Origin of the sequence: Idiomarina sp. X4, from assembly GCF_002808045.1 — a bacterium.
Lineage (GTDB): Bacteria > Pseudomonadota > Gammaproteobacteria > Enterobacterales > Alteromonadaceae > Idiomarina.
In genome coordinates this window covers 728,912-754,520 of record NZ_CP025000.1, presented here as the reverse complement: position 1 = coordinate 754,520, position 25,609 = coordinate 728,912, and the positions used below count along the sequence as shown (strand labels likewise).

Below are 25,609 nucleotides of genomic sequence, written 5' to 3'. Positions count from 1 at the left end.
TGATACTATAAACCGCATTGCACATGGACACAAACGAAGGCACTCTTATGTCGGATACGGGCACACTCTATATTGTACCCACACCAATTGGAAACCTCTCTGATATTACTGAACGGGCACTGTCGGTGTTCAGGGAAGTTGATGCAATTGCCGCGGAAGACACACGTCATACTCGTAAATTACTTGAGCACTATGGAATACAAGTTCCCGTGTTTGCATTTCACGATCATAACGAAAAAGCGAAAGCTGAACAGCTTGTTGAGCGTGTGAAGGGAGGCGATTCTATCGCGTTGGTCTCCGATGCGGGTACGCCGTTAATCAGTGATCCGGGCTATGCGCTGGTGAACTTGTGTCGACAGCAGAATGTAAAAGTCACGTCGTTACCGGGAGCGTGTGCATTGACGGTTGCGTTATCTGGTGCGGGCCTTCCAACGGATAGTTTTCAGTTCGAAGGTTTTTTACCATCGAAGCCAACGCAGCGTCGTGCGACACTGGAAAGTTTAGCGACTGTGGTGCGGACATTGGTGTTTTATGAGAGTCCACACCGTATTCTCCATACCCTTGAGGATATGCGAGAAATTTTTCAGGAAGACCGGCAAGTGGTGTTAGCGCGAGAGCTAACCAAACAGTTTGAAACGTATTTAACGGGCTCGGCGAGTGAGCTCGTCAAGCGCCTAACTGACGACCCAAACCAACAGCGTGGTGAAATGGTCCTGTTAGTGGAACCTTTTGAAGCGCCAACGGACACCTCTGGTCCTGGAGAGGATGCGAAACGAACGTTGCAAATATTGCTTGAAGAGCTGCCGTTGAAAAAAGCCGCTGCATTATGTGCGAAGCTTCACGGTGAGCGTAAAAACGAGTTGTATCAGTGGGCACTCAGCCAGAAAAACAACGATTGAGTTAGTGGACGACACAGCGTAGAATCCGTCGCCGGAGAGTTGGCCAGACAATCGCTGCCTGTTTACAGGGGGAGGAAAGTCCGGGCTCCATAGGGCAGGGTGCCAGATAACGTCTGGGCGGCGTAAGTCGACGACTAGTGCAACAGAGAGCAAACCGCCGATGGCTGCTTGCAGCACAGGTAAGGGTGAAAGGGTGCGGTAAGAGCGCACCGCGCGGCTGGCAACAGTTCGCGGCACGGTAAACTCCACCCGGAGCAAGGTCAAATAGGGGTTCATTGGCGCGGCCCGCGTTGAACCCGGGTAGACTGCTTGAGGGTCAGGGCAACCTGATCACTAGATGAATGATTGTCCACGACAGAACCCGGCTTATCGGCCGACTCTCCCCTTCTTTCTTATGTCGTTGCCTGATTCTACTAGAATTGCCACTTTTTCAGGAAAGTAATAAGTTCATCAAGGCTCAAGCCATGGCTGATGTAAAAGCCTTGTGCAAAATCGCATTGCTGGCGTTGCAAGAACTCCCATTGCGCTTTGTTTTCCACCCCTTCCGCAATCACATCAATATCCAGAGCTCGGGCGACACGCAATAGCGCTTCAGTTAACGCCACTTGAATCCGATTCTCTGGTGCGTTATTCAAAAAGCTGCGGTCAATTTTAAGATAGTCAACCGGATAACGTTGTAAGTAATTAATGCTTGAATAACCTGTACCGAAGTCGTCGGTGGCTATTTTCACGCCGTGGGAGCGTAAGTAGTGAAGAATTTGGATTTGCCGCTGCTTGTTGCTCATAAGCAGTGACTCAGTAATTTCAAACGTTACTTTTTCCGTTGGTAACTGGTGCTGGCGAATACATTCAAGCCATTGTTTTGCTGCGTTTAAGTCGTTCAGTTCGCGTTCGGATCGGTTAATAGATAACCCGATACGCATGTTGCCCTTATGCAATAAACTCCAATCGGCACATGCCTGCTCCAGAACAAATTGACCAAGCTCGTGTATTAACCCCGTACTCTCAGCGACGGGAATGAATTCAGCAGGAGATATTGTATCGCCGTTATCATCTGTCCAGCGTAAGAGCGCTTCGCATTTTTCTATTTTTCCAGAGGTCAAATTAACAATAGGTTGGTAGACCAAACGAAACTCGTTATTTTTTAACCCAAGGCGCATGCGGTTATGTATGGAATTTTGATGCTCGGTGCGTTGGCGTAATTCGTCATTAAAGAAGTAATGGGTACGACGACCGGCTGCTTTTGCTGCGTACATTGCGAGGTCAGCGTTCTTAAGTAATTGCTCAGTATTAAGGCCATCATCGGGATACAAGGCAATGCCAATACTACAAGACGTTTGTGTTTGGCTGTGTTGTAACAGGAACGGTTTGGTTAACGCACTATTAAGTTTGAGGGCTAATTGGTTAATGACCTCTTTTGATTTAAGGCGATTAATCACCACGACGAACTCATCACCACCCAACCGAGCGATAAAGTCTTCCGTCCTAAGTTGCTGCTTTAAACGCGAACCAGCAACTTTTAGTAACTCGTCTCCAAAGTCATGTCCTAAGCTGTCATTCACTTCTTTAAAATGATCGAGGTCGATAAACAGTACGGCAAAGCTGTTGTATTTTGAGTCTTTACTCGTTAAACGGTTTAATTGTTTAATGAAAGAGCGGCGGTTGTGTAATTGAGTTAGCGAATCAAAGTTGGCTTGCTCATCTATCGTTTTGAGAGCGGCTCGGAGCCTTACCTGTGTATGAAGCAAGTAGTACATAAAAGCGTTCATGATTAACGCTAATAGCAGTCCTATGCTAACAATACTCCAGTAAAGCGGTCCTCGGGAGACCCAGCTTCCGCTCATCGGGGCTGTTGCGAGTAACCAGCGACCAGAGGTCAGAACGACATTACTGGTCACATGATCTTTATTCCAGACCGACTCGTCACCAAATTCAAAATCCCGTTTGCCTGACTCTGATACCTTAGCTAAAGCGCTTGTATAAATACCATTACTGGCGTTAACGCCGCTGTTTTCCATCAGTTCGTCAATTTGAATGACAACAGCGATAACCCCCCACAAGTTGTTATCAATGATCACCGGAGCACGCGCGATGAGCGCTAATCCTCCCTGAACCAACTGAACCGGACCATCAATCACAACGTCACCATTTTCAATGGCTTTTTGCACTCCGGCAAATTGGATCTCTGAATCCCGGTAATTAAATCCTAATGCATCTTTGTTGCCTTCAAGAGGGTGCACATATTGAATGATGAGGTTTGGGGCAAGAGCGACGTGGCGGATTGGTAGGTCTGTTGTCATGAGCTCCTGCATTAATGCGGCAAAGCGGTCGCTGGAAATATTCGGAGAAAGTTTAATTTCGGCACGTAAGGCGCGCACAGTCACCAAAGAGGAATTGACTTGTCCCTCTAGTGCGGCTCTCAACTTACCCAATCGCTCTGTTGCCGTGCGCTTACGCGCTTCAACCGTTTGGGCATGTTGGTTTTCTGCAAACCAAATGACGCCGGCACTAGATAGCGCAAAGCTCAAAATTATAAAAAGCCAAAACCGCTTCATTTGCAAACTTACCCCAAAGTGTCTCGCTCGAGTATTACACAAATTTATTCAACGCTCTATCAGATAGATTTCATATGCTTCTTCAATAGCTTAGTGATTATCGGCCAGAAACCCTGATAAATAGAGCGGTTTTTTCTTGACAGTGGGAAACAGTGGAACCTAGACTGTAACATTGTGGGGATTTGTGGATAATAGTGGATCTTAATGATCAGGTGGGATCATGTTCCGAGGAGCAACAACACTCAGTCTTGACAGTAAGGGGCGCTTAGCAATCCCAGCTAAGTATCGTCAGTCCTTGTCTTTAGACTGTGAAGGGAAAATGGTATGCACGATTGATATTAAACAACCGTGCCTGTTGTTGTACCCGCTTCCCGAGTGGCAAATCATTGAGCAGAAACTCACCCGTTTATCGAGTATGAACCCCGCAGAGCGCCGCTTACAGCGGTTGTTACTCGGTCATGCAGACGACTGTGAAATGGATAAAAACGGTCGTTTACTGATATCAGCACCGTTAAGACAACATGCCGGGCTTGAGAAGAAGCTTATGTTGGTTGGTCAGCTGAACAAATTTGAACTGTGGGATGAAGACGCTTGGCATGACCAAGTGGCTCAGGATATGGACGTTGAGCGCGAGGGCGACTTCACCCTGAATGAAAGACTGGAAGACTTCTCTTTATAATGATAACAACGTCACCGCAACACGTTTCGGTGCTATTGCAAGAGTCCATCAACGCTTTAGTGACTGATACAGCAGGCACCTATATTGACGCCACATTTGGACGTGGTGGTCACACGCGTGCGTTGTTAGAAAAGCTAGGCAGTGATGCTAAAGTTATTGCCCTAGACCAAGACCCACAAGCCATTGAAGCCGCTAAACCACTGCAAAGCGACCCACGTTTTGATATTGTTCACACCCCTTTCTCAAACCTGCAACAGGTACTGGAGCAGCGGCAATTAACCGGAAAAGTCACCGGTATTTTATTTGACCTTGGCGTGTCGTCCCCACAACTTGATGACGCCGAACGAGGTTTTAGCTTCATGCGCGACGGACCGCTCGATATGAGAATGGATACCACGCGCGGTGAAACCGCTGCCGAATGGCTTAACCGAGCCGAAAAAGATGAAATAAGCTGGGTTCTTAAAGAATACGGGGAAGAGCGTTTTGCCCGTAAAATTGCCAGCGCTATTGTGATGGACCGCGAAAAAGAGCCGTTTGTGCGCACTAAGCAGCTAGCGGACATGATCGCTCGTGTTAGCCCTGTCAAAGAGAAACATAAGCACCCGGCAACGCGGACATTTCAGGCCATTCGAATTCATGTGAATAAAGAGCTTGAACAAATAGAGCAAGCGCTGGAAGCGTCGCTAGCGGCATTGAAGCAAGACGGGCGCTTAGTAGTCATTAGCTTCCATAGCCTGGAAGATCGTCTGGTGAAACGCTTTATTCGCAAACACAGCGAAGGTAAGCAAGTGCCGGCAGGCTTACCGGTCACAGACGCAGAACTGAATAAAGACAAGTCCTTAGAAAAAGTCGGTAAGGCAATTAAACCCGGTAAAGAGGAAGTGTCGGCTAACCCTCGCGCCCGCAGCTCAGTGCTGCGCATAGCACGGAGGGTTTATCATGACTAAACAACGCTATCCAAGCTTAACCAAAATGGTGTTGCAAGATTTAGTGCAGCACAAGTGGGTTGTTTTATTGGGCGTTGTGGTCGTTATCAATGCGCTTAGCATTGTCTATGTTGCTCACTTAAATCGTCAGCTGACTGCAGAGCGTGACGACCTGTTGTCTTATCGTGACACGCTGGATCGTGAGTGGCGACACTTGGTCATTGAGCAAAACGCTTTGACGGAACACAGCCGTGTGGAGCGCATAGCACAAGAACAACTTGGTATGCGCGATGTCACATCTGACACGGAGGTTATGGTCTCATGGTAATGGCGAAGCGTAAAAAGCGGACAGAGCCAGCTGGCACTCGCTGGCGCTTTTACACTGCCGTTATCGTATTATTTGGGGTGTTTACGGTTCTGGTCGCCCGCGCTGCTTATATTCAAGTTATCAGCCCTGATAGGTTTTCATTGCAAGGCGATATGCGTAGCTTGCGTTCTGACAGCTTACCGGTTCAGCGCGGCAGTATTGTTGATCGTCACGGTCGCGAACTTGCGGTCAGTGTTCCTGTAGAAACGGTCTGGGCCGATCCGAAACGAATTGATGAACACAATGCACTGGCAGATAGCCGCCGTTGGCAGGCTTTAGCTGAAACGTTCCGTATGAACCGTGAAGCGTTGGTTGATAAAGTGGATGACCCCAGCAAGCGTTTCGTGTATTTACAGCGAAAAGTGACGCCGTCAGAAGCTGACTACGTCAAGCAATTGAACATTCCTGGGGTTTATTTAAAAACAGAGTCCCGACGCTACTATCCAACCGGCGAAATTGCAGCACACGTAGTTGGGTTGACTAATATTGATGGTGAAGGCCAGGAAGGGCTTGAATTACTGTATGACGAACATTTAACCGGGCAACCGGGTAAACGAGTTTATCGCAAGGACGCGCAAGGGCGGGTTGTTGAGGAAATTAGCCAGACAGAGGCACAACAACCAAAACAATTGACCTTGAGTATTGATCAGCGGATCCAGGCGACAGCCTATACAGAGCTAAAAAAAGCCGTGCGCTACAACCAGGCAACGTCTGGCTCCGCTATTGTACTCGATGTTGATACTGGTGAAATCCTGGCAATGGTCAACAGCCCGTCCTTTAATCCTAACAATCGCGCCGATTTACAGTCTTATAAAATGAGGAATCGGGCGATTACTGACAGCTATGAGCCAGGCTCTACGGTCAAACCCTTAGTGGTACTGAGTGCTCTGGAAAATGGTCGTCACAAAGCGGGTGACGTTATCGACACCAGCCCGGGGTGGCTACGCCTGGGCGGCCGTCGAGTCAGTGACCCGCGCAACCGCGGAGAACTGACCCTGACAGAAGTGCTTAAGCACTCCTCGAACGTTGGGGTGACTAAAATGGCGCTCGATTTAGGCGTTGACCCACTACTACAAACCTATGCTGACGCTGGTTTCGGCAGCGACACAGGAGTGGCTTTATTGGGTGAAGGTATGGGGCTTTTGAGCGATCGCCGTCGTTGGTCCGAGTTTGAACTAGCCACACTTTCTTATGGTTATGGTTTGTCCGTTACAACCTTACAGCTGGCTAAAGCGTACAGTATTATCGCTTCAGGCGGTATCAAACGACCACTGACCATATTCCGACAGGAGTCGCCACTCCCGGGTGAACAAGTCTTTAATCCGGATAACACGCGTGCGGTCTTGCATATGATGGAAGAAGTGGTGAGTGACGGTACGGCAAAACAAGCCCAAGTTCCGGGCTATCGTATTGCCGGAAAAACCGGAACCACACGCAAAACCAAAGCAACCGGTGGTTATGGTGACGAATATGTGGCGTTATTTGCCGGCATTGCGCCGGTGAGTAATCCTGAAGTGGTGGTTGTGGTAACAATTAACGAGCCCGGAACTGATGACTATTACGGTGGTACGGCAGCGGCGCCCGTGTTTTCTAGTATCGTGGCGCAAACGATGCGTTTGCTCAATGTACCGCCTGACAACCCGAATGATACAGAAATTAGAGCCGCAGGCTTTGGAGGTCAGCAATGAAAGCATTGTCTGAACTTCTAACAATGTTGCCGGCATCACTGAACATTCCGGAGGTCACTGTTTCGGGTGTTAAACTGGATAGCCGTCAAGTCGCCAATGGCGACTTGTTCATTGCGGTTCCTGGTTATGAGACTGACGGACGCGCCTATATTGATGCAGCAATTGACCAAGGTGCAGTTGCCGTTGTTGCTGAGTCTCCGGGCTTGGCCGTAGAGCAGCGTCGTGGCGCTGTTGTTGTCGGATTTAGTGGGGTTCGTGAGCACTTATCGGAAATTGCCGGCAACTTTTTTGACCACCCTTCAAAAGGTATGACCGTTGTCGGCGTTACCGGTACTAACGGTAAAACTTCAGTGACTCATATTATTGCGCAGCTGGCTCAGCGAGTTGGAAGAGAATCTGCCGTTATCGGAACAACCGGCAGTGGCTTGATTGGTCGACTGCTACCAGAACGGCACACGACGCCAGACGCCGTTACCATTCAGCAGCGACTAGCAACGTTAAAAGCGGAAGGCGCCGAGTTAGTGGCTATGGAGGTGTCTTCGCACGCGTTAGTGCAGCGTCGGGTCGACGCTCTGAAATTTGCTGCTGCGGCCATTACGAATATCAGCCGTGACCATTTGGATTATCACGGCACTATGGACAATTATATTGCCGCGAAGCAGCGTTTATTTACCGATTTTGGTGTTCAGCACCGAATCGTCAATGCCGATGATGCTGTGTTGACCCGTTGGCATAAAGACAACGGTGCAGAGCTTTGGGTGACATTAAACCCGTCATCGTTAGCGCCATCGTTAACAGCATCTGGGCTGCAATTCCATGAACAAGGTTCGACTTTCAACATCAGTTGGCAAGGCCTGTCGTATAACGTTGAAACCCCGCTATTAGGTCGTTTCAATGTCTATAACGTGTTAACGGCTGTGGCAACCTTGCTTTCGCTTGGGTATGAGCTGAGTGAATTAGCTGGCGCCTGCAAACAGTTAATGCCGGTGCCGGGACGGATGGAAGCTTTCCATAATCAGCATTCGCCACTTGTCGTTGTGGATTACGCGCATACCCCAGATGCGCTCGATCAAGTGCTAAAAGCGCTGCGCTTGCATTGTAAAGGGCAGCTTTGGTGTGTGTTTGGTTGCGGTGGTGACAGAGATCGAGGCAAACGCCCTCAGATGGGGAAAGTGGCTGCTGACTCGGCCGATGTTGTTGTTGTCACGGATGATAATCCACGCACAGAGCCCAGCGAACAAATTATTGATGACATCCTTGCCGGTATTGCTGAAAAAGACAAAGTTAAGGTATGGCCTGGCCGTCGTGAAGCGGTGCTTAAAGCCATGCAAGAGGCGAAGCCGGATGATGTTGTCCTCCTTGCCGGAAAAGGGCATGAAGATTATCAAGTTATTGGTACACAACGTATTGATTACAACGAACGAGCGGTTGTCAGCGAGTGGCTGCAAGGAGACTGCGCATGATTTCTGTAACCTTAGCCTGGATAGCGGAAAAAGTTGATGGACGTCTTGTCGGTGAAGACAAAACCATTAATAAGGTATCAACGGATACGCGTGACGACTTAACCGGGGCGCTATTTATTGCGTTAAAAGGGCCGAACTTCGATGCGCATCGATTTACCGAACAAGCCAGACAAGGTGGTGCTCAAGCCTTACTTGTCGAGAAGCCGCAGCAAACCGAATTAAGCCAAATTGTCGTTGAAGATACGCGTTATGCACTGGGGTTGCTCGGTGCGGCAGTGAAAGCAGAAGTCGCTCCGAAAACCGTTGCTATTACGGGCAGCAACGGGAAAACCACCGTTAAAGAAATGCTGTCGTCAATACTGTCTTTGAAAGCCAGCACCCTGGCGACCGCGGGCAACTTTAATAACGATATTGGTGTGCCACTGACCCTGTTGCGCCTGGAAGAGCATCACCAGTATGCGGTCATTGAATTGGGAGCGAATCATCCCGGAGAAATAGGCTATACCACCAATTTAACCAAACCGGACGTGGCAATATTAAACAATGTCAGTGCTGCGCATGTCGAAGGTTTTGGCAGTGTGCATGGCGTTGCTCGAGCCAAAACTGAGATTTTCCGTGGTCTGGGGTGCCAGGGAGTGGCGATTACCCCACTAGAGTCTGAATACAGCTCGAGCTGGGAGTCAGTATGCGATAACTACCGCTGGCAGACGTTTGGTTTATTAGAAGAAGCCGATGTATACGCAACGGATATTACATTGAATGAAGAGGGCCAGCCAACCTTCAAGTTACATGTTAACGGCGAGGCTGAGACCGTCACCTTACAGCTAAGCGGCCATCATAATGTGCTCAATGCGCTGTCAGCCGCAGCGGCAGCTTATCAGTTGGGTATTTCGGTAGAAGATATTGTTCGCGGCTTAAATCAGGTGACGCCAGCGAAAGGACGCCTAACTACTCTTAAGGTAAGTGAGCACTTACGTATCATTGACGATACGTACAATGCGAGTGTCGCCTCAACCAAAGCGGCGCTCGACTTACTCGGTAGCTACAGCGGCTATCGAATTTTTGTTTTGGGCGATATGGGCGAACTCGGCGCTGATGCTCGAGCTTATCATGAAGAAATAGGCGAGCATGCTATAGGTACCGGCATTGATAATTTATACAGCCTGGGAGTGCTTAGTCAGAGTGCTAGCGAGGTATTCAATGGTCATGGTGGTAAGCACTTCAGTCAATTAGATGCGTTAGTTCAGGCGATTTTACACAGACTTACAGAACAACAAGGAACGCAGCCGGTCACAGTGCTGGTTAAAGGCTCACGTTCAGCGCATATGGAGCGCGTCGTCGCTGCGTTGCAAAGCGCGGTAGCGAGCCACAGCAGTATAGGGGATAAACACGCATGTTAGTTTGGTTGGCCGAGTACCTAATGCAATTTGAAAGCGCGTTTAACGTGTTTTCTTACCTGACGTTGAGAGCCATTTTAAGCATCTTGACGGCATTGGTACTGTCGCTCTGGTTAGGCCCAACATTGATTCGTCGCCTGCAGCGTTTGCAAATCGGCCAAACAGTGCGTGACGACGGTCCGCAAAGTCACTTAAGCAAAAGTGGAACACCAACTATGGGCGGGGTTCTGATTCTCGCGGCGGTGCTTGGCTCTTCACTGCTTTGGGCTGACTTAGAAAATCGTTACGTGTGGGTTGTGTTACTGGTCATTACAGGCTTCGGCATTATTGGATTTATCGACGACTATCGCAAAGTCGTGCGTAAAGATCCGAAAGGCCTCATTGCTAAATGGAAGTATTTTTGGCAGTCCGTTATTGCCAGCGCGGCGGCGGTTTACCTGTACTGGAGCAGTACCATGGGGGCTGAGACCGCGCTGCTCGTTCCGTTTTTTAAAGATGTGATGCCGCAATTGGGCATGCTTTATATCTTGATGGCGTACTTCGTCATGGTCGGCACCAGTAACGCAGTAAACTTAACCGATGGACTCGATGGCTTAGCAATTATGCCAACGGTAATGGTGGCGGCAGCCTTGGGTATATTTGCCTACGCCTCGGGTAACGTAAATTTTGCCGATTATTTGCAAATTCCTTATTTACCATTAACCGCAGAGCTATTGGTCGTGTGCGCCGCCATTGTTGGCGCCGGGCTTGGCTTTTTATGGTTTAACACCTACCCGGCTCTGGTCTTCATGGGCGATGTAGGTTCGCTGGCGCTTGGTGCTGCGCTTGGCATTATTGCGATTCTGGTACGTCAGGAGCTGGTTTTGTTCATTATGGGTGGCGTTTTCGTCATGGAAACGGTGTCGGTCATGCTCCAGGTTGGCTCCTACAAGCTCAGAGGAAAGCGAGTTTTCCGTATGGCGCCAATTCATCACCATTATGAACTGAAAGGCTGGCCAGAGCCGCGAGTTATCGTGCGCTTTTGGATATTGTCGTTAATTTTCGTGCTAATTGGTTTAGCAACACTGAAACTTCGGTAACAACAATGACAACGATAAACTGGCAGAAAATAAAACACATTGTGGTACTCGGTCTTGGTAAGACGGGTGTCTCAGTTGTGCGTTTTCTTGCCAATAAGCCATCGTTGATTGCGGATGTACGAGTGTTTGACTCACGCGAAAATCCGCCCGGCCTGGAAGATGCGAAAGCGATAATGCCACGCGCTGAATTCAACACGCGACACTGGGAAATTGAAGACACCCTGGCCGCAGATTTAATAATTACCAGCCCTGGCATTGACTCTCGAGAAGAGCCGTTAACGTTAGCTCGAGATGCGGGTATTCCGGTCGTTGGTGATATCGAAATCTTTGCTCAAAATGTCGATTTCCCTCTGGTTGCTGTAACCGGCTCAAATGGTAAGTCGACCGTGACCCGATTGGTTGAGTTTATTGGTCAGCTAGCCGGGAAAAACGTAGTTGCAGCCGGAAACATTGGGTTACCGGTGTTAGACCTGCTGCAGCTTGATAGCAAACCTGACGCTGTTGTACTTGAGTTATCGAGTTTCCAGCTGGAGCTAACTGAAAAATTAAGACTAAAAGCGGCGGCGTTGCTGAATATTAGTGCCGATCACCTTGATCGTTATAATGCGCTTGAAGACTATATTGCCGCTAAACAACGCATATTTAATAACGCGGATACCTGGGTACTGAATCGTCAACAGCAGGATACCTGGCCTCACCCCATCACGGGGAAAGTATTGAGCATTGGCAAAGATGCGCATCCAAACGATTTTGGTTTGCTGGGAGGCAATGTCGATAAATCGAGCGGTCCCGTTGCTATTACCTATGCAGGAGAAGTGGTTTTAAGGGCAGACCAGCTTCAGTTACAAGGCGTCCATAATTTATTAAACGCACAAGCTGCACTGGGTCTGGCATTGTCGCTTGGTATCTCTATAGAGGACGCCGTAGAAGCGGCGAAAAATTTTGACGGGTTAGCGCACCGCTGTCAGTTAGTCAGTCAGGAGTCGGGTGTGCTTTGGGTTAATGATTCAAAAGCTACCAATATTGGTGCAACCGCTGCAGCAGTGGAAGGCCTGCGTCCCGCAATTACCGGACGGCTTTTATTGATTGCTGGTGGAGATGGCAAAGGTGCGGATTTTAAAGAATTAACCGGCACGTTAGACAAAGTCGACATACTGCTAACCATCGGTAAAGATGGTCCGAAAATCGGTCAGCTGTTTAATGGGTCGAGGCAGGTTAACGATCTTGTGCAGGCGGTAGAGCTTGCTAAATCACTGGTACAACCCGGAGACATGGTACTGCTATCGCCAGCGTGTGCAAGTTTTGATCAGTTTGATAACTTCGAGCATCGTGGTGACGTATTCTGTCAAGCGGTGGAGGCAGCGAATGGCAACCGTGCGTGAAGAACAGTTAGCACTTGATATGCCAACCGCAGCAACGCCGCGGTGGCAACAGCTGGTTGAATGGCTTAAGCCGTCAACCAGTCAGGCTCTTTATGATCGCGTGTTGCTGACAGTATCGCTGGCGTTGTTGGCGTTCGGATTTATTATGGTGTCTTCGGCCTCGCTGCCGACCGCAGATCGCTTGACCGGTAATCCCTTTCACTTTGCGATCCGTCATGGCATTTACATTACGATAAGCCTATTCGTCATGCTGGTGTCGTTGCGCATCCCAACTAATTTGTGGAATGAGCACAGTGGAAAATTATTATTAGTCGGACTCGCTATGTTGTTGGCGGTGCTGGTTATTGGCCATGAAGTCAACGGTTCGCAACGATGGATAAAAGTTGGTCCAATTACTGTGCAAGTGGCCGAAATGGCGAAGTTATTTTTCTATATCTATATGGCCAGCTATTTAGCTCGGCGCGAAGACGAAGTTCGGGAAGCTATTAAGGGCTTTATCAAACCTTTGGTATTGTTGTTTATTGCTGCGGTGCTGCTGCTCATGCAACCGGACTTCGGTACGGTTGTTGTATTGTCAGCGACGACTGTCGCCATGCTATTTTTAGCGGGCGCGAAGTTATGGCAGTTTTTCGCCGTATTTATTACCTGTGTGCTGGCGATGATACTGCTGATTATTGTCGAACCTTACCGTATGCAGCGCTTTTTAACCTTCCTTGAACCCGAGAAAGACCCATTTGGCGCCGGTTATCAGCTTATGCAGTCACTTATTGCATTCGGTCAGGGGCAGTTCAGTGGCGCAGGCTTAGGTAACAGCATTCAAAAATTACAATATCTCCCGGAAGCCCACACCGACTTTATCATGGCTGTTGTTGCTGAAGAACTGGGCTTTATTGGCGTCATTGCGGTCATTGCTGTGGTGTTAATGCTGGTTTGGCGAGCGCTCATCATCGGTCGTCGCTGTCTGATGGTCGACCAGCGTTACGGCGGTTACTTAGCGTATGGCATCGGCGTGTGGTTTAGTATTCAGGCGTTCGTCAATATTGGTGTGGCGTCGGGCGCATTGCCTACCAAAGGGTTAACTTTGCCATTAGTCAGCTACGGTGGCACGAGCCTGGTGGTATCGGCGTTGGCCGTCGGCTTATTACTGCGAATTGACCATGAACGCCGAATGAGTGGCCGTAAAGTCGCGCCGCGAGGAGGTGCCGAATGAATAGAGTACTCATTGCGGCAGCCGGTACCGGCGGCCATATTTTCCCGGCATTGGCCGTGGCAGAAAGTTTACGAGACAGCGGCTGGCAGGTTGACTGGCTGGGTACCCAAGAAGGTCGGCTGGAGTCGCGCGTCGTTCCGGCCGCCGGATTTAGCCTTCATAGTATTAGTATGACTGGTGTGCGTGGACATGGGCTTATGCGCAAATTGATGATGCCGCTCACACTGGCCAAAGCCGTTATGCAATGCCGACAGTTACTGAAACGGTTGCAGCCCAATGTTGTGGTGACCTTTGGAGGTTATGTTTGCGCGCCGATGGGGATTGCCGCAAAAATGATGGGCATTCCGCTTCTTGTGCATGAACAAAACGCAATACCCGGTATGACGACTCGGCTGTTGGCTTCCAGGGCGACAAACGTTTTTCTTGGCTTGCCGGTTGCTATGCCTCAGTGGCAGCAATATCCGGTGATAGGTAACCCGCTGCGACAAGCCTTTACCGATGTCGTGAAAACGCATCAGGAAGACAAAAGTATCGCTGGCCCTCTAACCATACTGATTGTTGGTGGCAGTTTGGGCGCAAAGGTGCTCAACGAACAGGTACCGCAAGCCATTAGGACGTTATCAGACGCTGAATTAAATGTGGTTCATCAATGTGGTCAGGCGAACGAGGCTTCGACAAAACAAGCGTATGCTGACGCCGGTACGGTTAAGTCATTACAAGTACGAGAGTTTATCGACGACATGGCGACTGAGTTTACCCGAGCTGACTTGGTTATTTGCCGCGCCGGAGCGCTTACCGTGTCCGAATTAGCTGCCGTTGGTGTGGCCTCAATTTTAGTGCCATTACCGCATGCTGTGGATGATCATCAAACGGCGAATGCAAAGGTTTTGGAAAGTTGTGGTGCGGCTCTGTTAATGCCGCAAAAAGAGTTAGAAAATGGGGCATTAGCCATCCACTTAAAACGTTTATTGCATGACAGGCAACAACTGTGGACAATGGCGCGTTTCGCCCGCGAGCGTGGTATGCCGGAAGCAACCCAACGCTTAGCGAATGAATGTAAAAGATTTGAGAAGAGCGATGACTAGCATGACCACGACCAAAGCACAGCCTTTTACCATAGTGAATGTACCTGAAATGCGCCGGGTGCAGCGTATTCACTTTGTGGGTATTGGCGGTGCCGGTATGGCGGGTATTGCCGAGGTATTGCTGAATCAAGGCTATCAAATATCGGGCTCTGATATTGCAGAAAACACCAATACTGAGCGCTTACGGGAACTGGGTGCGACCATCGTGTTGGGCCACATGGCGAATAATGTGGAAGGCGCCAGTGTGGTTGTCGTTTCCAGTGCCATAAAACAGGACAATGCAGAGTTATTGGCTGCTCATCAGCTGCGAGTGCCTGTGGTCCGTCGTGCCGAAATGCTGGCTGAATTAATGCGCTTCCGACATGGCATTGCCGTGGCCGGTACGCACGGAAAAACAACCACGACATCTTTAGTAGCGAGTATTTTTGCGGAAGCCGACCGGGATCCCACCTTTGTTATTGGTGGTCTGTTGAATAGTGCCGGTTCAAATGCCCGTTTAGGGAGTAGTAAATACTTAATTGCAGAAGCCGATGAGAGCGATGCGTCTTTCCTGCATCTGCAACCCATGGTTGCGATAGTGACCAATATTGAAGCCGATCACATGGACACCTATGAAGGCGACTTCAATAAATTGTTAGACACTTACGTAGAGTTTCTGCATAACCTCCCATTTTATGGCTTAGCGGTTATGTGCGCCGATGACGATGTTGTGTCTGAGTTGATTCCGCGCGTGGGACGTCAGGCAATCACTTACGGCTTTAGCGAGTCTGCGGATGTGCGCGCCGTTGACTATGAACAAACCGCAAGCCAAAGCTGTTTCACGATTTTACGTAAGGACCGCGAACCTTTCCGTGTATGCCTTAATATGCCGGGTAAACACAATGCGTTAAATGCATTGGCGGCGGTGGCCGTTGCCACGGATGAGGGCATCGATGACGACTCTATTAAGCGCGCCTTGACGAAATTTGAGGGTATTGGTCGCCGTTTTCAGCACTACGGCAATTTCCCAGTACCTTCTGACTCTGGAGATAATGGCGAGGTGATGTTAGTCGACGATTATGGGCATCACCCGTCAGAAGTGGCTGCAACAATTAAAGCAGCGCGTGAAGGTTGGCCGGAAAGACGCTTAGTGATGGTCTTTCAGCCACATCGTTACTCTAGAACGCGCGACTTGTATGAAGACTTTGTGAATGTGTTATCGCAGGTCGATGTGCTCATCATGTTAGAAGTCTATAGTGCCGGTGAAACAGCGGTGCCTGGCGCAGACGGTCGGTCGCTGTGTCGCTCCATTCGTCAGCGAGGACAAATTGACCCGGTTTTTGTGGCAACCCCTGAGGAAGTGCCGCAAGTGCTTAAGTCGGTACTGGCAAGCGACGACCTACTACTGACGCAGGGGGCAGGTAACGTTGGTGCTTTAGCGAAGCGTATTGCTTCAGAGGTATTGAACAATGATGCCTGAAGCTTTTGGAAAAGTTGCGGTCATGCTTGGCGGTTACTCGGCCGAGCGGGAAGTGTCGTTAAAGTCAGGCATGGCGGTGTTAAAAGCGTTAGTGGCGAAAGGCATTGATGCGCACGCGTTTGACCCGGCTGCACATGACTTGCATGAACTGATCGATGAAGGTTATGAGCGAGTGTTCATTGCGCTGCATGGTCGGGGTGGTGAAGACGGTAGTATGCAAGGTGCTTTGGATGTATTGGAAATGCCTTACACCGGCAGTGGTGTTTTAGGCTGCGCCTTAGCTATGGATAAAGTCCGCTGCAAACAAATCTGGCACGCGCTTGAATTGCCGACAGCGCCGTGGCGTGTAGTTAGAGCGGCGGAGCTTGATAGCGTTAATTGCGAGGAATTAATCGCTGAGCTTGGTGGGCGCGTTATTGTGAAGCCGGCGCGAGAAGGCTCGTCTATAGGCATGAGCATAGCGGATACTGGTCAACATTTAGAGTCAGCATTAAAACACGCGGTGCAGTTTGATGAGCAAGTTTTAGTGGAAAAATGGATAGAAGGTGAGGAATACACCATCGGTTTGTTGGATAATAGCGCGCTGCCAGTTATTCGCCTGGAAACGCCACACGAGTTTTACGACTTTGAAGCCAAATATCAGGCAAACGATACCGTGTATCACTGTCCGTCGGGGTTAAACGAGCAAGATGAAGTGTATTTGAAAGCACTGGCCGAGGAAGCATTCAAAGCGATAGACGCAAAAGGCTGGGGGCGTATCGACGTGATGCGTGCAAAAGAGGGTAGCTGGTACTTGTTAGAAGCGAATACTGTGCCCGGTATGACAGAAAAGAGCCTGGTGCCTATGGCAGCAAAAGCATCGGGTATTGATTTTGGTGAGCTGGTGCAGCGCATATTGGCGCAGACACTGGAGCAGTAGGCATGGCCGCTGAACAGCGCCTTAAGTTGGTTAACTTTTGGTCTGGTGTCATCGTGTTTTGCCTGACGTTAATCGGTCTAGGCGTTGGCATTTATCAGTTAAATGAAGTGCTGACAGATGAACAACAAGTGCCCATAGCGAGCCTGAGTGTACAAGGCGAATTGGTTTATACCGACAAAAGCGAGATAAGACAGGCGCTTTTGTCAAAGCCGTTGGGCAGTTTTTTTACGGCGGACGTGAATGGTTTGAGGCAGCGTGTTGAAGCGCTGCCATGGGTAAAAAAGGTGTCAATACGCAAAGTATGGCCCGATCGGTTGTCGGTGTTTGTGTCGGAACATCAGCCACAAGCACTATGGAATGCTGACCGGTTAATTAACGAGCACGATGAGGTGTTTCGGGCGGATGTCACCAAAGTGAGTACTCAGTTACCCCAATTGTTTGGGCCTGAGCATGCGGTAGAAGAGACACTGAGTGAATTTTACCGTTTGCAAAAGATGTTGTCGGTGAATGGTTTTTCGATAAGAGCCTTACGTTTAACCGACCGCTTTGCTGTCAGTTTAGTGTTGACGCAAGGCATAGAGATAAAACTGGGTAGGGAAGCGACTTTGGAGCGAATTAAACGCTTTATTGATTTGTTTCCAAGCATGATGAACCACGAAAACAGTGAAAATAAGAAAATAGATACAGTGGATTTACGATACGATACCGGGGCTGCAGTGGCCTGGCGTGAAGCAAAAAGTGAGAGTTAGGCAGATATGTCGAAAACATCGGAACGCAATATGGTAGTAGGTCTGGACATAGGTACAAGTAAAGTCACCGCACTTATCGGTGAGCTTTTGCCGGACAATGAAATCAGCGTTGTAGGCGTTGGTACCGCCGTTGCGCGTGGCATGGATAAAGGCGGCGTTAATGATCTGAACCTGGTTGTACAGTCTGTGCAAAGAGCTGTGGATGAAGCTGAGCTGATGGCCGACTGCCGTGTTGCGTCTGTTTACCTGAATATCTCAGGGCGCCATATTTCATGCCAAAACGAAAGTGGCATGGTGCCGATTAATGAAGCGGAAGTGACACAAGACGACGTGGATAGTGTTATTCACGCCGCGCAGTCCGTGCCGATTGCAAAAGAGCGTCGCATTTTGCATGTGCTGCCGCAGGAATACGTGATTGACTCGCAGGAAAGTATTCGCAGTCCCATTGGCATGTCGGGCGTGCGTATGGAGTCAAAGGTCCACATCATTACCTGCGCCAATGACATGGCGAAGAATATTACCAAAGCGGTTGAGCGCTGTGGTTTGTCAGTCGACAAACTGATTTTTTCTGCGCTGGCGTCCAGTATCTCAGTATTGACCGATGACGAAAAGGACTTAGGCGTAGCGTTGGTTGATTTAGGTGGCGGCACTATTGATATCTGCATCTACGCGGGCGGCGTGTTACGTCATACCGCAGTGATTCCAGCCGCCGGTAATCAGGTGACCAGCGATATTGCCAAGATATTCCGTACTCCGACCAATCATGCGGAAGAAATTAAGACCAAGCATGCTTGTGCGTTGCGTCAAATGGTCAGTATGGAAGACACCATTGAAGTGCCTTCTGTCGGTGGCCGGCCGTCACGAGTGATGTCGCGCCATACACTGGCGGAAGTGGTAGAGCCGCGCTATCAGGAACTGTTTGAATTAGTCAGAGATGAAATTCAGCAAAGTGGCTTAGACGAGCAGATTGCTGCGGGTGTGGTTATCACTGGCGGTAGCGCAAAAATGGAAGGCTGCGTTGATTTTGCAGAAGAGATATTTCAAATGCCGGTGCGCGTAGGCGTGCCGCTTGGTATGAAAGGTTTACGGGACTACGTAGAAGACCCGGTTTATGCGACAGCGGTTGGACTGTTACGGTATGGACAGGAAGACGCCGCTGTATCACAAAAAGAAGCTCTAAAACTGACGTGATCGGACTCTGGCAGAAAGTACAGAGTTGGTTCAAAGGTGAGTTTTAACTTGGGGTAGCAAAAAAAGCAGGTAGGGAGAATTATTATGTTCGAACTGATGGATAATTACGAAAGCGAAGCCGTCATTAAGGTGATTGGCGTCGGTGGTGGTGGCGGTAACGCTGTCCAGCACATGGTTAAAGAGTCAATTGAAGGTGTGCAGTTTATTGCGGCGAACACCGATGCGCAGGCATTGCGTAATCACACCGCAGACGTAACCATTCAATTAGGTCAGGACATCACTAAAGGGCTTGGCGCTGGCGCTAACCCGGAAGTGGGTCGCCAATCGGCGGAAGAAGACCGCGAAAATATCCGTATTCAATTAGAAGGCGCGGATATGGTCTTTATTGCAGCCGGAATGGGCGGCGGTACTGGTACCGGTGCAGCACCTGTGGTTGCTGAAGTAGCCAAAGAGCTGGGTATTCTGACGGTTGCGGTTGTTACTAAACCCTTCCCGTTTGAGGGTAAGAAGCGCATGGCCGTTGCCGACGAAGGCATCCACGCACTTGAACAAAGTGTTGATTCACTCATTACCATTCCTAACGAGAAACTGCTGAAGGTGATGGGTAAAGGAACGTCGCTGTTAGACGCCTTTAGCGCCGCCAATAACGTTCTTTTAGGTGCGGTACAGGGCATTGCTGAACTGATTACCCGTCCGGGTCTTATCAACGTCGACTTTGCTGACGTTCGTGCCGTGATGAAAGAAATGGGTACGGCAATGATGGGAACGGGCGCTGCCAGCGGCGAAGATCGTGCGCAGGAAGCGGCGGAAATGGCTATCAACAGCCCACTTCTGGAAGACATCGATCTGTCAGGTGCGCGTGGCGTATTGGTTAACGTAACCGCCGGCATGGATATGAGCATTGACGAATTTGAAACGGTGGGTAACACCGTGAAGGCGTTTGCGTCAGATAATGCCACCGTTATTGTGGGAACCGTTATCGACACTGAGATGTCTGATGAATTAAGAGTCACTGTTGTGGCAACTGGCATTGGTGCTGAGCGCAAACCGGACATTTCGTTGGTTAACAACGCACAAAGCGCACCAAAACGTGAGCCTCAGCCAACGTATCGCGCTGATCTTGACCGTGGTGCAGCGGCTCCTCGTTATGAAGAGCAAGAAGAAGCGCAAGCTGAACCTAAGCCGGAAGCTAAGCGCCAAGCGGCGACGAAGCCAAAGCAAGAGAAAGAATTGGATTATTTAGATATTCCGGCATTTTTGCGCAAACAAGCGGACTAAATGACTGCTAAGCCAGTGTAATTATGCGTAAAATTTGATCGGAACATGACAAATGTCGTATAATATGCGGCCGCTTTGGTTTGGATGGTCGTTTTTTGACCAGTAACCGTATAAAGCGAACCGATTTTATTAAGGTAGGTGAATAAAGCTCATGATTAAGCAACGTACATTGCAACAAGCGATATCAGCGACAGGGATTGGCTTGCACAAGGGCAACAAAGTGAATTTAACTTTGCGTCCGGCGCCGGCTAACACTGGGCTGATCTTTCGCCGTACTGACTTAGAGCCGGCAGTGGATATCCCTGCGCGTGCTGACTGGGTTCGTGATACGCAGCTTTGTACGTGTTTAATTAATGAAGAAAACATTCGCATATCGACTGTCGAACACTTACTCGCTGCGCTTGCCGGGGTTGGCATTGATAATGCTATTATCGAAGTGGACTCGCATGAAATTCCAATTATGGACGGTAGCTCTCACCCGTTTGTTTACCTGCTACAAAGTGCGGGCATTGAAGAGCAGTCAGCAGCGAAGAAGTTTATCCGAATCAAAGAGCCGGTGCGTGTTGAAGACGGTGACAAGTGGGCGGAACTGCTACCCCACGATGGTTTCCGTATCGACTTTGCTATCGACTTTGACCACCCGGCTATCGCAGACACTGGGCAAACTGTCAGCATGGATTTCAGTGCTAACGCGTTCATTAAGGACATTAGCCGTGCGCGGACGTTCGGCTTCATGAAAGACATTGAGTACTTGCGTAAAAACAATCTGGCACTCGGTGGCAGCTTTGATAACGCTGTGGTTCTTGATGACTTCCGTGTATTGAACAACGACGGCTTGCGCTACGATGATGAATTTGTGAAACACAAAATGCTGGATGCTGTGGGCGACTTATACATGGGCGGTCACAGTATTTTGGGTCACTTGCGTGCGTATAAATCAGGCCACGCGCTGAACAACCAGTTGCTTCAGGCTGTCCTGGAGCATGAATCCGCCTGGGAGTTTGTGACCTTTGAAGATGAACAGGCAAAAGAGCCTATTGCCTTTTGGTCACCGGCTAATACAACCGCATAATCAACTCTTATTGTCGGCGGCGTCGTTATCAAACTTCGCCGCCAACGCTTCTAACTGAAGACGCAGTGGTTCGCTGCACCCCTCCGCCATATTCCTTAGCCTTTGTGCGCTGTCATTTGTTGTGTTTACATTCGGTGACACTTTCACTGAGAGCTTGTTGACGGGCACCGTCGCATTGTTTTGAAAATACGTTATAATGGCCGCTTGTTGGAATTTAAGTTTTGTTGACCAGCTGCCGCTGCCAGCTTTTATGATGAGCGCTCCGTCGCGAATGTTCACAAGCTGACAATGTTGTGCTGTCGCTTTGTCCACGCAGTTTTTAAACAACTGTTGCCATTCTGAGAGTTGAGCGGCAAACTGTGCATAATGTCGCAACGTTTCAGCCATTGGTTGCTGACCCGTGCGTAGCAATTCTGATGGCGTTTTGGGTTGTCGTGACATAAGTGGTGTAGTCAACAAATAATAAGAGAGTTCAGATGAGTTTATCAGTCTTTTATCGAGGCTCCAAAATTCGTTTTCGCGTTAAATTAAGTCGTAGACGGATGTTGTCTTTCGCCGGTGTTGCTGCGTTTATTGGGCTTGTCACGTGGCAGCCATGGGAATACCGCGGGGTTGACCCCGAGTTTGCGCAAGCGCAAATTACCAAAGAGCAAAAGAACCTTATTCTTCAGCAAAAAACCGTAAAAGCCTTAAGAGAAGATACCCAAAAGCAATTGGGCGCAATGAAGGTTTATTTAGGCGAGTTACGTGCTCAAATGCGCCGTTTAGATGCCTTAGGTGAACGCTTAGCAGGCGTTGCCAATCTTGATAATGGCGAATTCAATTTCCAGCAGGAAATGCCGATTGGCGGACCTGAAATAGAAGTGGCTGAGTTACCACAGGCTTCCGGGACTGACGTACTCACTGATATTGAAGACATGTTGTCAAAGATATCGGACAAACAAAAACAGTTATCTCTCCTTGAATCTGTGATGATGAATCACCAACTTAATAACGATGCTTACATTGCCGGACGTCCAATCTCAGATGGTTGGTTGTCTTCGCAATACGGTATTCGTAAAGATCCCTTCAACGGCACGCCAGCCATGCATAAGGGTCTGGACTTTGCGAGTTATAACGAAGACGTGCAAGTGGTTGCTACCGGGGCCGGTGTCGTCACTTGGGCGGGAGATAGGTACGGTTATGGTCAGCTGGTTGAAATTGACCATGGTGGTGGTTTGAAAACCCGTTATGGGCACAACCACGAGATATTAGTGAACGTCGGCGACGTTGTTACACGCGGTCAGCAAATAGCGGAAATGGGGAGCAGTGGTCGTTCAACTGGACCTCATGTGCATTACGAAGTTTTACGTAATGGTAAGCAGATTGACCCGAACCAATTTGTGTACCGAAAAGCCGATTAATACATTTGAACATTAAGAGAATACACGCAAGCGGTACTGGGTACCGCTTTTGTTGTTAAAAGTAACACAGGATATATCAAACTCATGCTAGGCAGTCTGTTTCGAAAAGTTTTTGGAAGTCGCAACGATCGCATCCTCAAAACCATGCAAAAAGATGTTGATCGGATAAATGCGTTGGAACCCGAATTTGAAGCATTAAGTGATGCCGAATTAAAAGAAAAGACCGCTGAGTTTCGTAAGCGCCTTAACGAAGGCGAAAAGCTCGATAAATTACTAGCTGAAGCGTTTGCAACGGTTCGCGAAGCCAGTAAGCGCGTATTTAAAATGCGTCATTTCGACGTGCAGCTGATTGGTGGTATGGTTTTGAACGAAAACCGTATTGCGGAAATGAAAACTGGTGAGGGTAAAACCTTAACCGCGACCCTCACAGCCTATTTGAATGCGCTACCGGGCAAAGGCGTACACATTATTACGGTGAACGATTATCTGGCTAAGCGTGACGCCGAATTCAACCGTCCTCTGTTTGAATTTTTAGGTCTGAGTGTTGCTTTCAATATTCCAGGCATGAACCCGGAAGACAAGAAAGCTGCGTATCAGGCAGATATTACCTATGGTACGAATAACGAATTTGGTTTCGACTATTTGCGCGATAACATGGCGTTTTCGCCGCAGGACCGAGTGCAACGTGAGCTCTATTATGCGTTGGTCGATGAGGTTGACTCAATTCTTATTGATGAAGCCAGAACTCCGCTGATTATTTCGGGGCCTGCAGAAGACAGCTCTGAAATGTACCGCAAGATGAATGAACTGGTGCCACACTTAGTTCGTCAGGAAAAAGAAGATACGGAAGAAGAGAAAGGCGATGGTCACTTTACTATTGATGAAAAGGCCAAGCAGCTTCATTTGACCGAAAATGGCCAAGAACATATAGAGTCATTGCTTAAAGAAAAAGGTATGTTGGCTGAAGATGACTCCTTATATTCAGCCGCTAATATCAGCCTGTTACATCATATTAATGCGGCATTAAGAGCGCATCATTTATTCCAAAAAGATGTCGATTATATTGTTAAGGACGACCAGATTATCATCGTTGATGAACATACTGGTCGTACAATGGAAGGGCGTCGTTGGTCTGAAGGTCTGCACCAAGCCGTAGAAGCCAAAGAAGGCGTACCCATCCAGAACGAAAACCAAACACTTGCCTCCATTACTTTCCAGAATTATTTCCGTCTGTATGACAAATTGGCGGGTATGACAGGTACCGCAGATACGGAAGCCTTTGAGTTTCAGTCGATATACGGACTTGAAACCGTTGTTATTCCAACAAACAAGCCAATGGTACGTGATGACCGAGCGGATCTTATCTATCTGACTGCTCAAGAAAAGTACGAAGCGATTGCGGAAGACATTGAAGAATGTCGTAAACAGAAACGGCCCGTGCTGGTCGGTACGGTATCTATTGAGAACTCCGAGCTGTTGTCACGGCTTTTAAAGAAAAAGAAAATTCCACATGCGGTACTGAATGCGAAATTCCACGCACAAGAAGCCGACATTATCGCTCAGGCGGGTCGCCCTGGTGCCGTAACGATAGCCACTAACATGGCCGGTCGTGGTACCGATATCGTATTGGGCGGTAATTGGATGGTTGAAGTTGAGAAGCTTGAAGAGCCATCTAACGACAAAATCGACTCCATTAAAGCAGAATGGCAGAAAGTCCACGACGAAGTTATTGAAGCTGGTGGCTTGCATATTATTGGTACTGAGCGCCATGAATCCCGTCGTATTGATAATCAGCTGCGTGGTCGTGCCGGTCGTCAAGGTGACCCTGGCTCCTCACGCTTTTACCTGTCATTAGAAGATCCACTGATGCGTATCTTTGCCTCTGATCGCATTGGTACCATGATGAAGCGCTTGGGGATGAAAGAAGGGGAAGCGATTGAGCACCCTTGGGTAACTCGTGCTATTGAGAACGCACAACGTAAAGTGGAAGGTCGCAACTTCGATATTCGTAAGCAATTGCTTGAATATGATGATGTTGCTAACGACCAGCGTTCAGTTGTTTATGAGCAGCGAAACGAACTGCTTGATGAAGGCGACATTTCAGAAACCATTACCGTTATTCGTGAAGACGTGGTCAATGCAGTTATTGATGAATACGTGCCGCCACAGTCACTGGCTGAGTTATGGGATTTGAAGTCGCTGGAAGAACGTTTACGTGCTGATTTCCAAGTAGAATTGCCGCTACAGCAGTGGCTGGAAGAAGAAGAGCACTTCCACGAAGAAGTTCTGCGTGAGCGGATATTGGAAGAGCTTGTTAAGACGTATCAGGAAAAAGAAGAATTGGTCGGTCCTGAAGTTCTGCGCCGCTTTGAAAAATCGATTATGTTGCAAAGCCTTGATCAGCACTGGAAAGAGCACTTGGCCGCGATGGATCATTTACGCCAGGGCATCCACTTGCGCGGTTATGCGCAGAAAAACCCTAAGCAGGAATATAAACGCGAAGCGTTCGAGTTATTCAGTGAAATGCTCGAGAATCTGAAACTGGATGTGGTGACTATTCTAAGTCGTGTGAAAGTGCGAGCACAGGAAGACGTTGATGCGGTTGACGAACAGCGTAAAGCGGCTGATAGTGCTCCGCGAGAGTTTAAACACGAGCAGACAAAGCCCGCAACTCAAGGTGAGCAACCCCGGCAACAAGGGCAGTCTCAGCAACCGGCCCGCAATGAACAAAAGGTGGGTCGAAACGAGCCATGTCCTTGTGGCTCAGGTAAAAAGTACAAACATTGTCACGGTAAACTGTAGGTTAAT

The 25,609-nt window shown here is 48.9% G+C and carries 20 protein-coding genes, 1 other RNA gene and 1 pseudogene; 20 read left to right on the top strand and 2 right to left on the bottom strand.

The genetic code is table 11. The annotated features are described in order from the left end of the window. Window positions 1-47 precede the first annotated feature (47 nt). Window positions 48-899, top strand: coding sequence for a 16S rRNA (cytidine(1402)-2'-O)-methyltransferase (rsmI, locus tag CWC33_RS03575; RefSeq protein WP_100690817.1), 852 nt, complete (start codon window positions 48-50; stop codon window positions 897-899). 35 nt (window positions 900-934) lie between these two features. Beyond that, window positions 935-1,284, top strand: an RNA gene (gene rnpB, locus CWC33_RS03570) — RNase P RNA component class A. A 28-nt stretch (window positions 1,285-1,312) separates the two neighbouring features. Here rnpB and CWC33_RS03565 read toward each other — a convergent pair. After that, window positions 1,313-3,454, bottom strand: coding sequence for a putative bifunctional diguanylate cyclase/phosphodiesterase (locus CWC33_RS03565; protein WP_100690816.1), 2,142 nt, complete (start codon window positions 3,452-3,454; stop codon window positions 1,313-1,315). Window positions 3,455-3,674: 220 nt separating this feature from the next. On the opposite strand from CWC33_RS03565, the gene mraZ reads away from it, so the two are divergent. The 16 genes and pseudogenes from mraZ (at window position 3,675) to lpxC (ending at window position 21,398) form a co-directional block, all read left to right on the top strand. After that, the gene (gene mraZ / locus CWC33_RS03560) at window positions 3,675-4,133 is read left to right on the top strand and encodes a division/cell wall cluster transcriptional repressor MraZ (protein WP_100690815.1); all 459 of its coding nucleotides are present in this window, start codon (window positions 3,675-3,677) and stop codon (window positions 4,131-4,133) included. Continuing rightward, complete coding sequence (gene rsmH, locus CWC33_RS03555) at window positions 4,133-5,080, top strand: 16S rRNA (cytosine(1402)-N(4))-methyltransferase RsmH (protein ID WP_100690814.1); 948 nt, start codon at window positions 4,133-4,135, stop codon at window positions 5,078-5,080. Before mraZ ends, rsmH begins: the two co-directional genes overlap by 1 nt. Next, on the top strand, window positions 5,073-5,387 hold the full coding sequence (gene ftsL / locus CWC33_RS03550; protein WP_100690813.1) for a cell division protein FtsL: 315 nt from the start codon (window positions 5,073-5,075) through the stop codon (window positions 5,385-5,387). Before rsmH ends, ftsL begins: the two co-directional genes overlap by 8 nt. Next, window positions 5,381-7,114 carry a peptidoglycan D,D-transpeptidase FtsI family protein gene (locus CWC33_RS03545; protein WP_100690812.1) on the top strand — a complete coding sequence of 578 codons (1,734 nt, stop codon included), beginning with the start codon at window positions 5,381-5,383 and terminating at the stop codon, window positions 7,112-7,114. The genes ftsL and CWC33_RS03545 overlap by 7 nt, the downstream gene beginning before the upstream one ends. Continuing rightward, entirely contained in the window at window positions 7,111-8,577 is a 1,467-nt protein-coding gene (gene murE / locus CWC33_RS03540) for a UDP-N-acetylmuramoyl-L-alanyl-D-glutamate--2,6-diaminopimelate ligase (RefSeq protein WP_100690811.1), read from the top strand. Before CWC33_RS03545 ends, murE begins: the two co-directional genes overlap by 4 nt. Beyond that, entirely contained in the window at window positions 8,574-9,977 is a 1,404-nt protein-coding gene (locus CWC33_RS03535) for a UDP-N-acetylmuramoyl-tripeptide--D-alanyl-D-alanine ligase (protein ID WP_100690810.1), read from the top strand. The genes murE and CWC33_RS03535 overlap by 4 nt, the downstream gene beginning before the upstream one ends. Further along, on the top strand, window positions 9,971-11,053 hold the full coding sequence (gene mraY, locus CWC33_RS03530; RefSeq protein WP_088768896.1) for a phospho-N-acetylmuramoyl-pentapeptide-transferase: 1,083 nt from the start codon (window positions 9,971-9,973) through the stop codon (window positions 11,051-11,053). Before CWC33_RS03535 ends, mraY begins: the two co-directional genes overlap by 7 nt. 5 nt (window positions 11,054-11,058) lie before the next feature. Beyond that, entirely contained in the window at window positions 11,059-12,435 is a 1,377-nt protein-coding gene (murD, locus tag CWC33_RS03525) for a UDP-N-acetylmuramoyl-L-alanine--D-glutamate ligase (RefSeq protein WP_100690809.1), read from the top strand. Continuing rightward, window positions 12,419-13,645 carry a cell division protein FtsW gene (ftsW, locus tag CWC33_RS03520; RefSeq protein ID WP_100690808.1) on the top strand — a complete coding sequence of 409 codons (1,227 nt, stop codon included), beginning with the start codon at window positions 12,419-12,421 and terminating at the stop codon, window positions 13,643-13,645. The genes murD and ftsW overlap by 17 nt, the downstream gene beginning before the upstream one ends. Next, a complete protein-coding gene (gene murG / locus CWC33_RS03515; protein ID WP_100690807.1) occupies window positions 13,642-14,730 on the top strand; it encodes an undecaprenyldiphospho-muramoylpentapeptide beta-N-acetylglucosaminyltransferase in 1,089 nt (362 codons plus the stop codon). Before ftsW ends, murG begins: the two co-directional genes overlap by 4 nt. After that, window positions 14,723-16,189: a UDP-N-acetylmuramate--L-alanine ligase gene (gene murC, locus CWC33_RS03510; protein WP_100690806.1), complete on the top strand. Its 1,467-nt coding sequence runs from the start codon at window positions 14,723-14,725 to the stop codon at window positions 16,187-16,189. The genes murG and murC overlap by 8 nt, the downstream gene beginning before the upstream one ends. After that, window positions 16,179-17,108: a D-alanine--D-alanine ligase gene (locus CWC33_RS03505; protein WP_100690805.1), complete on the top strand. Its 930-nt coding sequence runs from the start codon at window positions 16,179-16,181 to the stop codon at window positions 17,106-17,108. Before murC ends, CWC33_RS03505 begins: the two co-directional genes overlap by 11 nt. Before the next feature lie 2 nt (window positions 17,109-17,110). Further along, entirely contained in the window at window positions 17,111-17,857 is a 747-nt protein-coding gene (locus CWC33_RS03500; protein WP_100690804.1) for an FtsQ-type POTRA domain-containing protein, read from the top strand. Window positions 17,858-17,863: 6 nt separating this feature from the next. After that, window positions 17,864-19,095: pseudogene (gene ftsA / locus CWC33_RS03495) on the top strand (cell division protein FtsA). A gap of 37 nt (window positions 19,096-19,132) precedes the next feature. Further along, window positions 19,133-20,326 (top strand): cell division protein FtsZ, encoded by a 1,194-nt coding sequence (ftsZ, locus tag CWC33_RS03490; protein WP_088768888.1) that lies wholly within the window; start codon window positions 19,133-19,135, stop codon window positions 20,324-20,326. Between the two features lie 151 nt (window positions 20,327-20,477). After that, entirely contained in the window at window positions 20,478-21,398 is a 921-nt protein-coding gene (lpxC, locus tag CWC33_RS03485; RefSeq protein ID WP_100690803.1) for a UDP-3-O-acyl-N-acetylglucosamine deacetylase, read from the top strand. On the opposite strand, the gene CWC33_RS03480 is transcribed toward lpxC, so the two are convergent. Further along, entirely contained in the window at window positions 21,399-21,839 is a 441-nt protein-coding gene (locus CWC33_RS03480) for a DUF721 domain-containing protein (RefSeq protein WP_088768886.1), read from the bottom strand. Between the two features lie 35 nt (window positions 21,840-21,874). Here CWC33_RS03480 and CWC33_RS03475 point away from each other — a divergent pair, with 35 nt between their 5' ends. Next, entirely contained in the window at window positions 21,875-22,801 is a 927-nt protein-coding gene (locus CWC33_RS03475) for a M23 family metallopeptidase (protein ID WP_100690802.1), read from the top strand. 84 nt (window positions 22,802-22,885) lie between these two features. Continuing rightward, the gene (secA, locus tag CWC33_RS03470) at window positions 22,886-25,603 is read left to right on the top strand and encodes a preprotein translocase subunit SecA (RefSeq protein ID WP_100690801.1); all 2,718 of its coding nucleotides are present in this window, start codon (window positions 22,886-22,888) and stop codon (window positions 25,601-25,603) included. The last annotated feature ends 6 nt before the right edge of the window (window positions 25,604-25,609 follow it).

Excerpts from the sequence above, each read along its gene's own strand:
- secA (WP_100690801.1), top strand. The coding sequence starts at position 22,886 with ATGCTAGGCAGTCTGTTTCGAAAAGTTTTTGGAAGTCGCAACGATCGC.
- CWC33_RS03500 (WP_100690804.1), top strand. The coding sequence starts at position 17,111 with ATGGCCGCTGAACAGCGCCTTAAGTTGGTTAACTTTTGGTCTGGTGTC.
- CWC33_RS03480 (WP_088768886.1), bottom strand. The coding sequence starts at position 21,839 with ATGTCACGACAACCCAAAACGCCATCAGAATTGCTACGCACGGGTCAG.
- CWC33_RS03475 (WP_100690802.1), top strand. The coding sequence starts at position 21,875 with ATGAGTTTATCAGTCTTTTATCGAGGCTCCAAAATTCGTTTTCGCGTT.
- ftsW (WP_100690808.1), top strand. The coding sequence starts at position 12,419 with ATGGCAACCGTGCGTGAAGAACAGTTAGCACTTGATATGCCAACCGCA.
- mraY (WP_088768896.1), top strand. The coding sequence starts at position 9,971 with ATGTTAGTTTGGTTGGCCGAGTACCTAATGCAATTTGAAAGCGCGTTT.
- ftsL (WP_100690813.1), top strand. The coding sequence starts at position 5,073 with ATGACTAAACAACGCTATCCAAGCTTAACCAAAATGGTGTTGCAAGAT.
- murG (WP_100690807.1), top strand. The coding sequence starts at position 13,642 with ATGAATAGAGTACTCATTGCGGCAGCCGGTACCGGCGGCCATATTTTC.
- mraZ (WP_100690815.1), top strand. The coding sequence starts at position 3,675 with ATGTTCCGAGGAGCAACAACACTCAGTCTTGACAGTAAGGGGCGCTTA.
- murE (WP_100690811.1), top strand. The coding sequence starts at position 7,111 with ATGAAAGCATTGTCTGAACTTCTAACAATGTTGCCGGCATCACTGAAC.
- murC (WP_100690806.1), top strand. The coding sequence starts at position 14,723 with ATGACTAGCATGACCACGACCAAAGCACAGCCTTTTACCATAGTGAAT.
- CWC33_RS03505 (WP_100690805.1), top strand. The coding sequence starts at position 16,179 with ATGATGCCTGAAGCTTTTGGAAAAGTTGCGGTCATGCTTGGCGGTTAC.
- murD (WP_100690809.1), top strand. The coding sequence starts at position 11,059 with ATGACAACGATAAACTGGCAGAAAATAAAACACATTGTGGTACTCGGT.
- CWC33_RS03545 (WP_100690812.1), top strand. The coding sequence starts at position 5,381 with ATGGTAATGGCGAAGCGTAAAAAGCGGACAGAGCCAGCTGGCACTCGC.
- CWC33_RS03565 (WP_100690816.1), bottom strand. The coding sequence starts at position 3,454 with ATGAAGCGGTTTTGGCTTTTTATAATTTTGAGCTTTGCGCTATCTAGT.
- rsmI (WP_100690817.1), top strand. The coding sequence starts at position 48 with ATGTCGGATACGGGCACACTCTATATTGTACCCACACCAATTGGAAAC.
- lpxC (WP_100690803.1), top strand. The coding sequence starts at position 20,478 with ATGATTAAGCAACGTACATTGCAACAAGCGATATCAGCGACAGGGATT.
- ftsZ (WP_088768888.1), top strand. The coding sequence starts at position 19,133 with ATGTTCGAACTGATGGATAATTACGAAAGCGAAGCCGTCATTAAGGTG.
- CWC33_RS03535 (WP_100690810.1), top strand. The coding sequence starts at position 8,574 with ATGATTTCTGTAACCTTAGCCTGGATAGCGGAAAAAGTTGATGGACGT.
- rsmH (WP_100690814.1), top strand. The coding sequence starts at position 4,133 with ATGATAACAACGTCACCGCAACACGTTTCGGTGCTATTGCAAGAGTCC.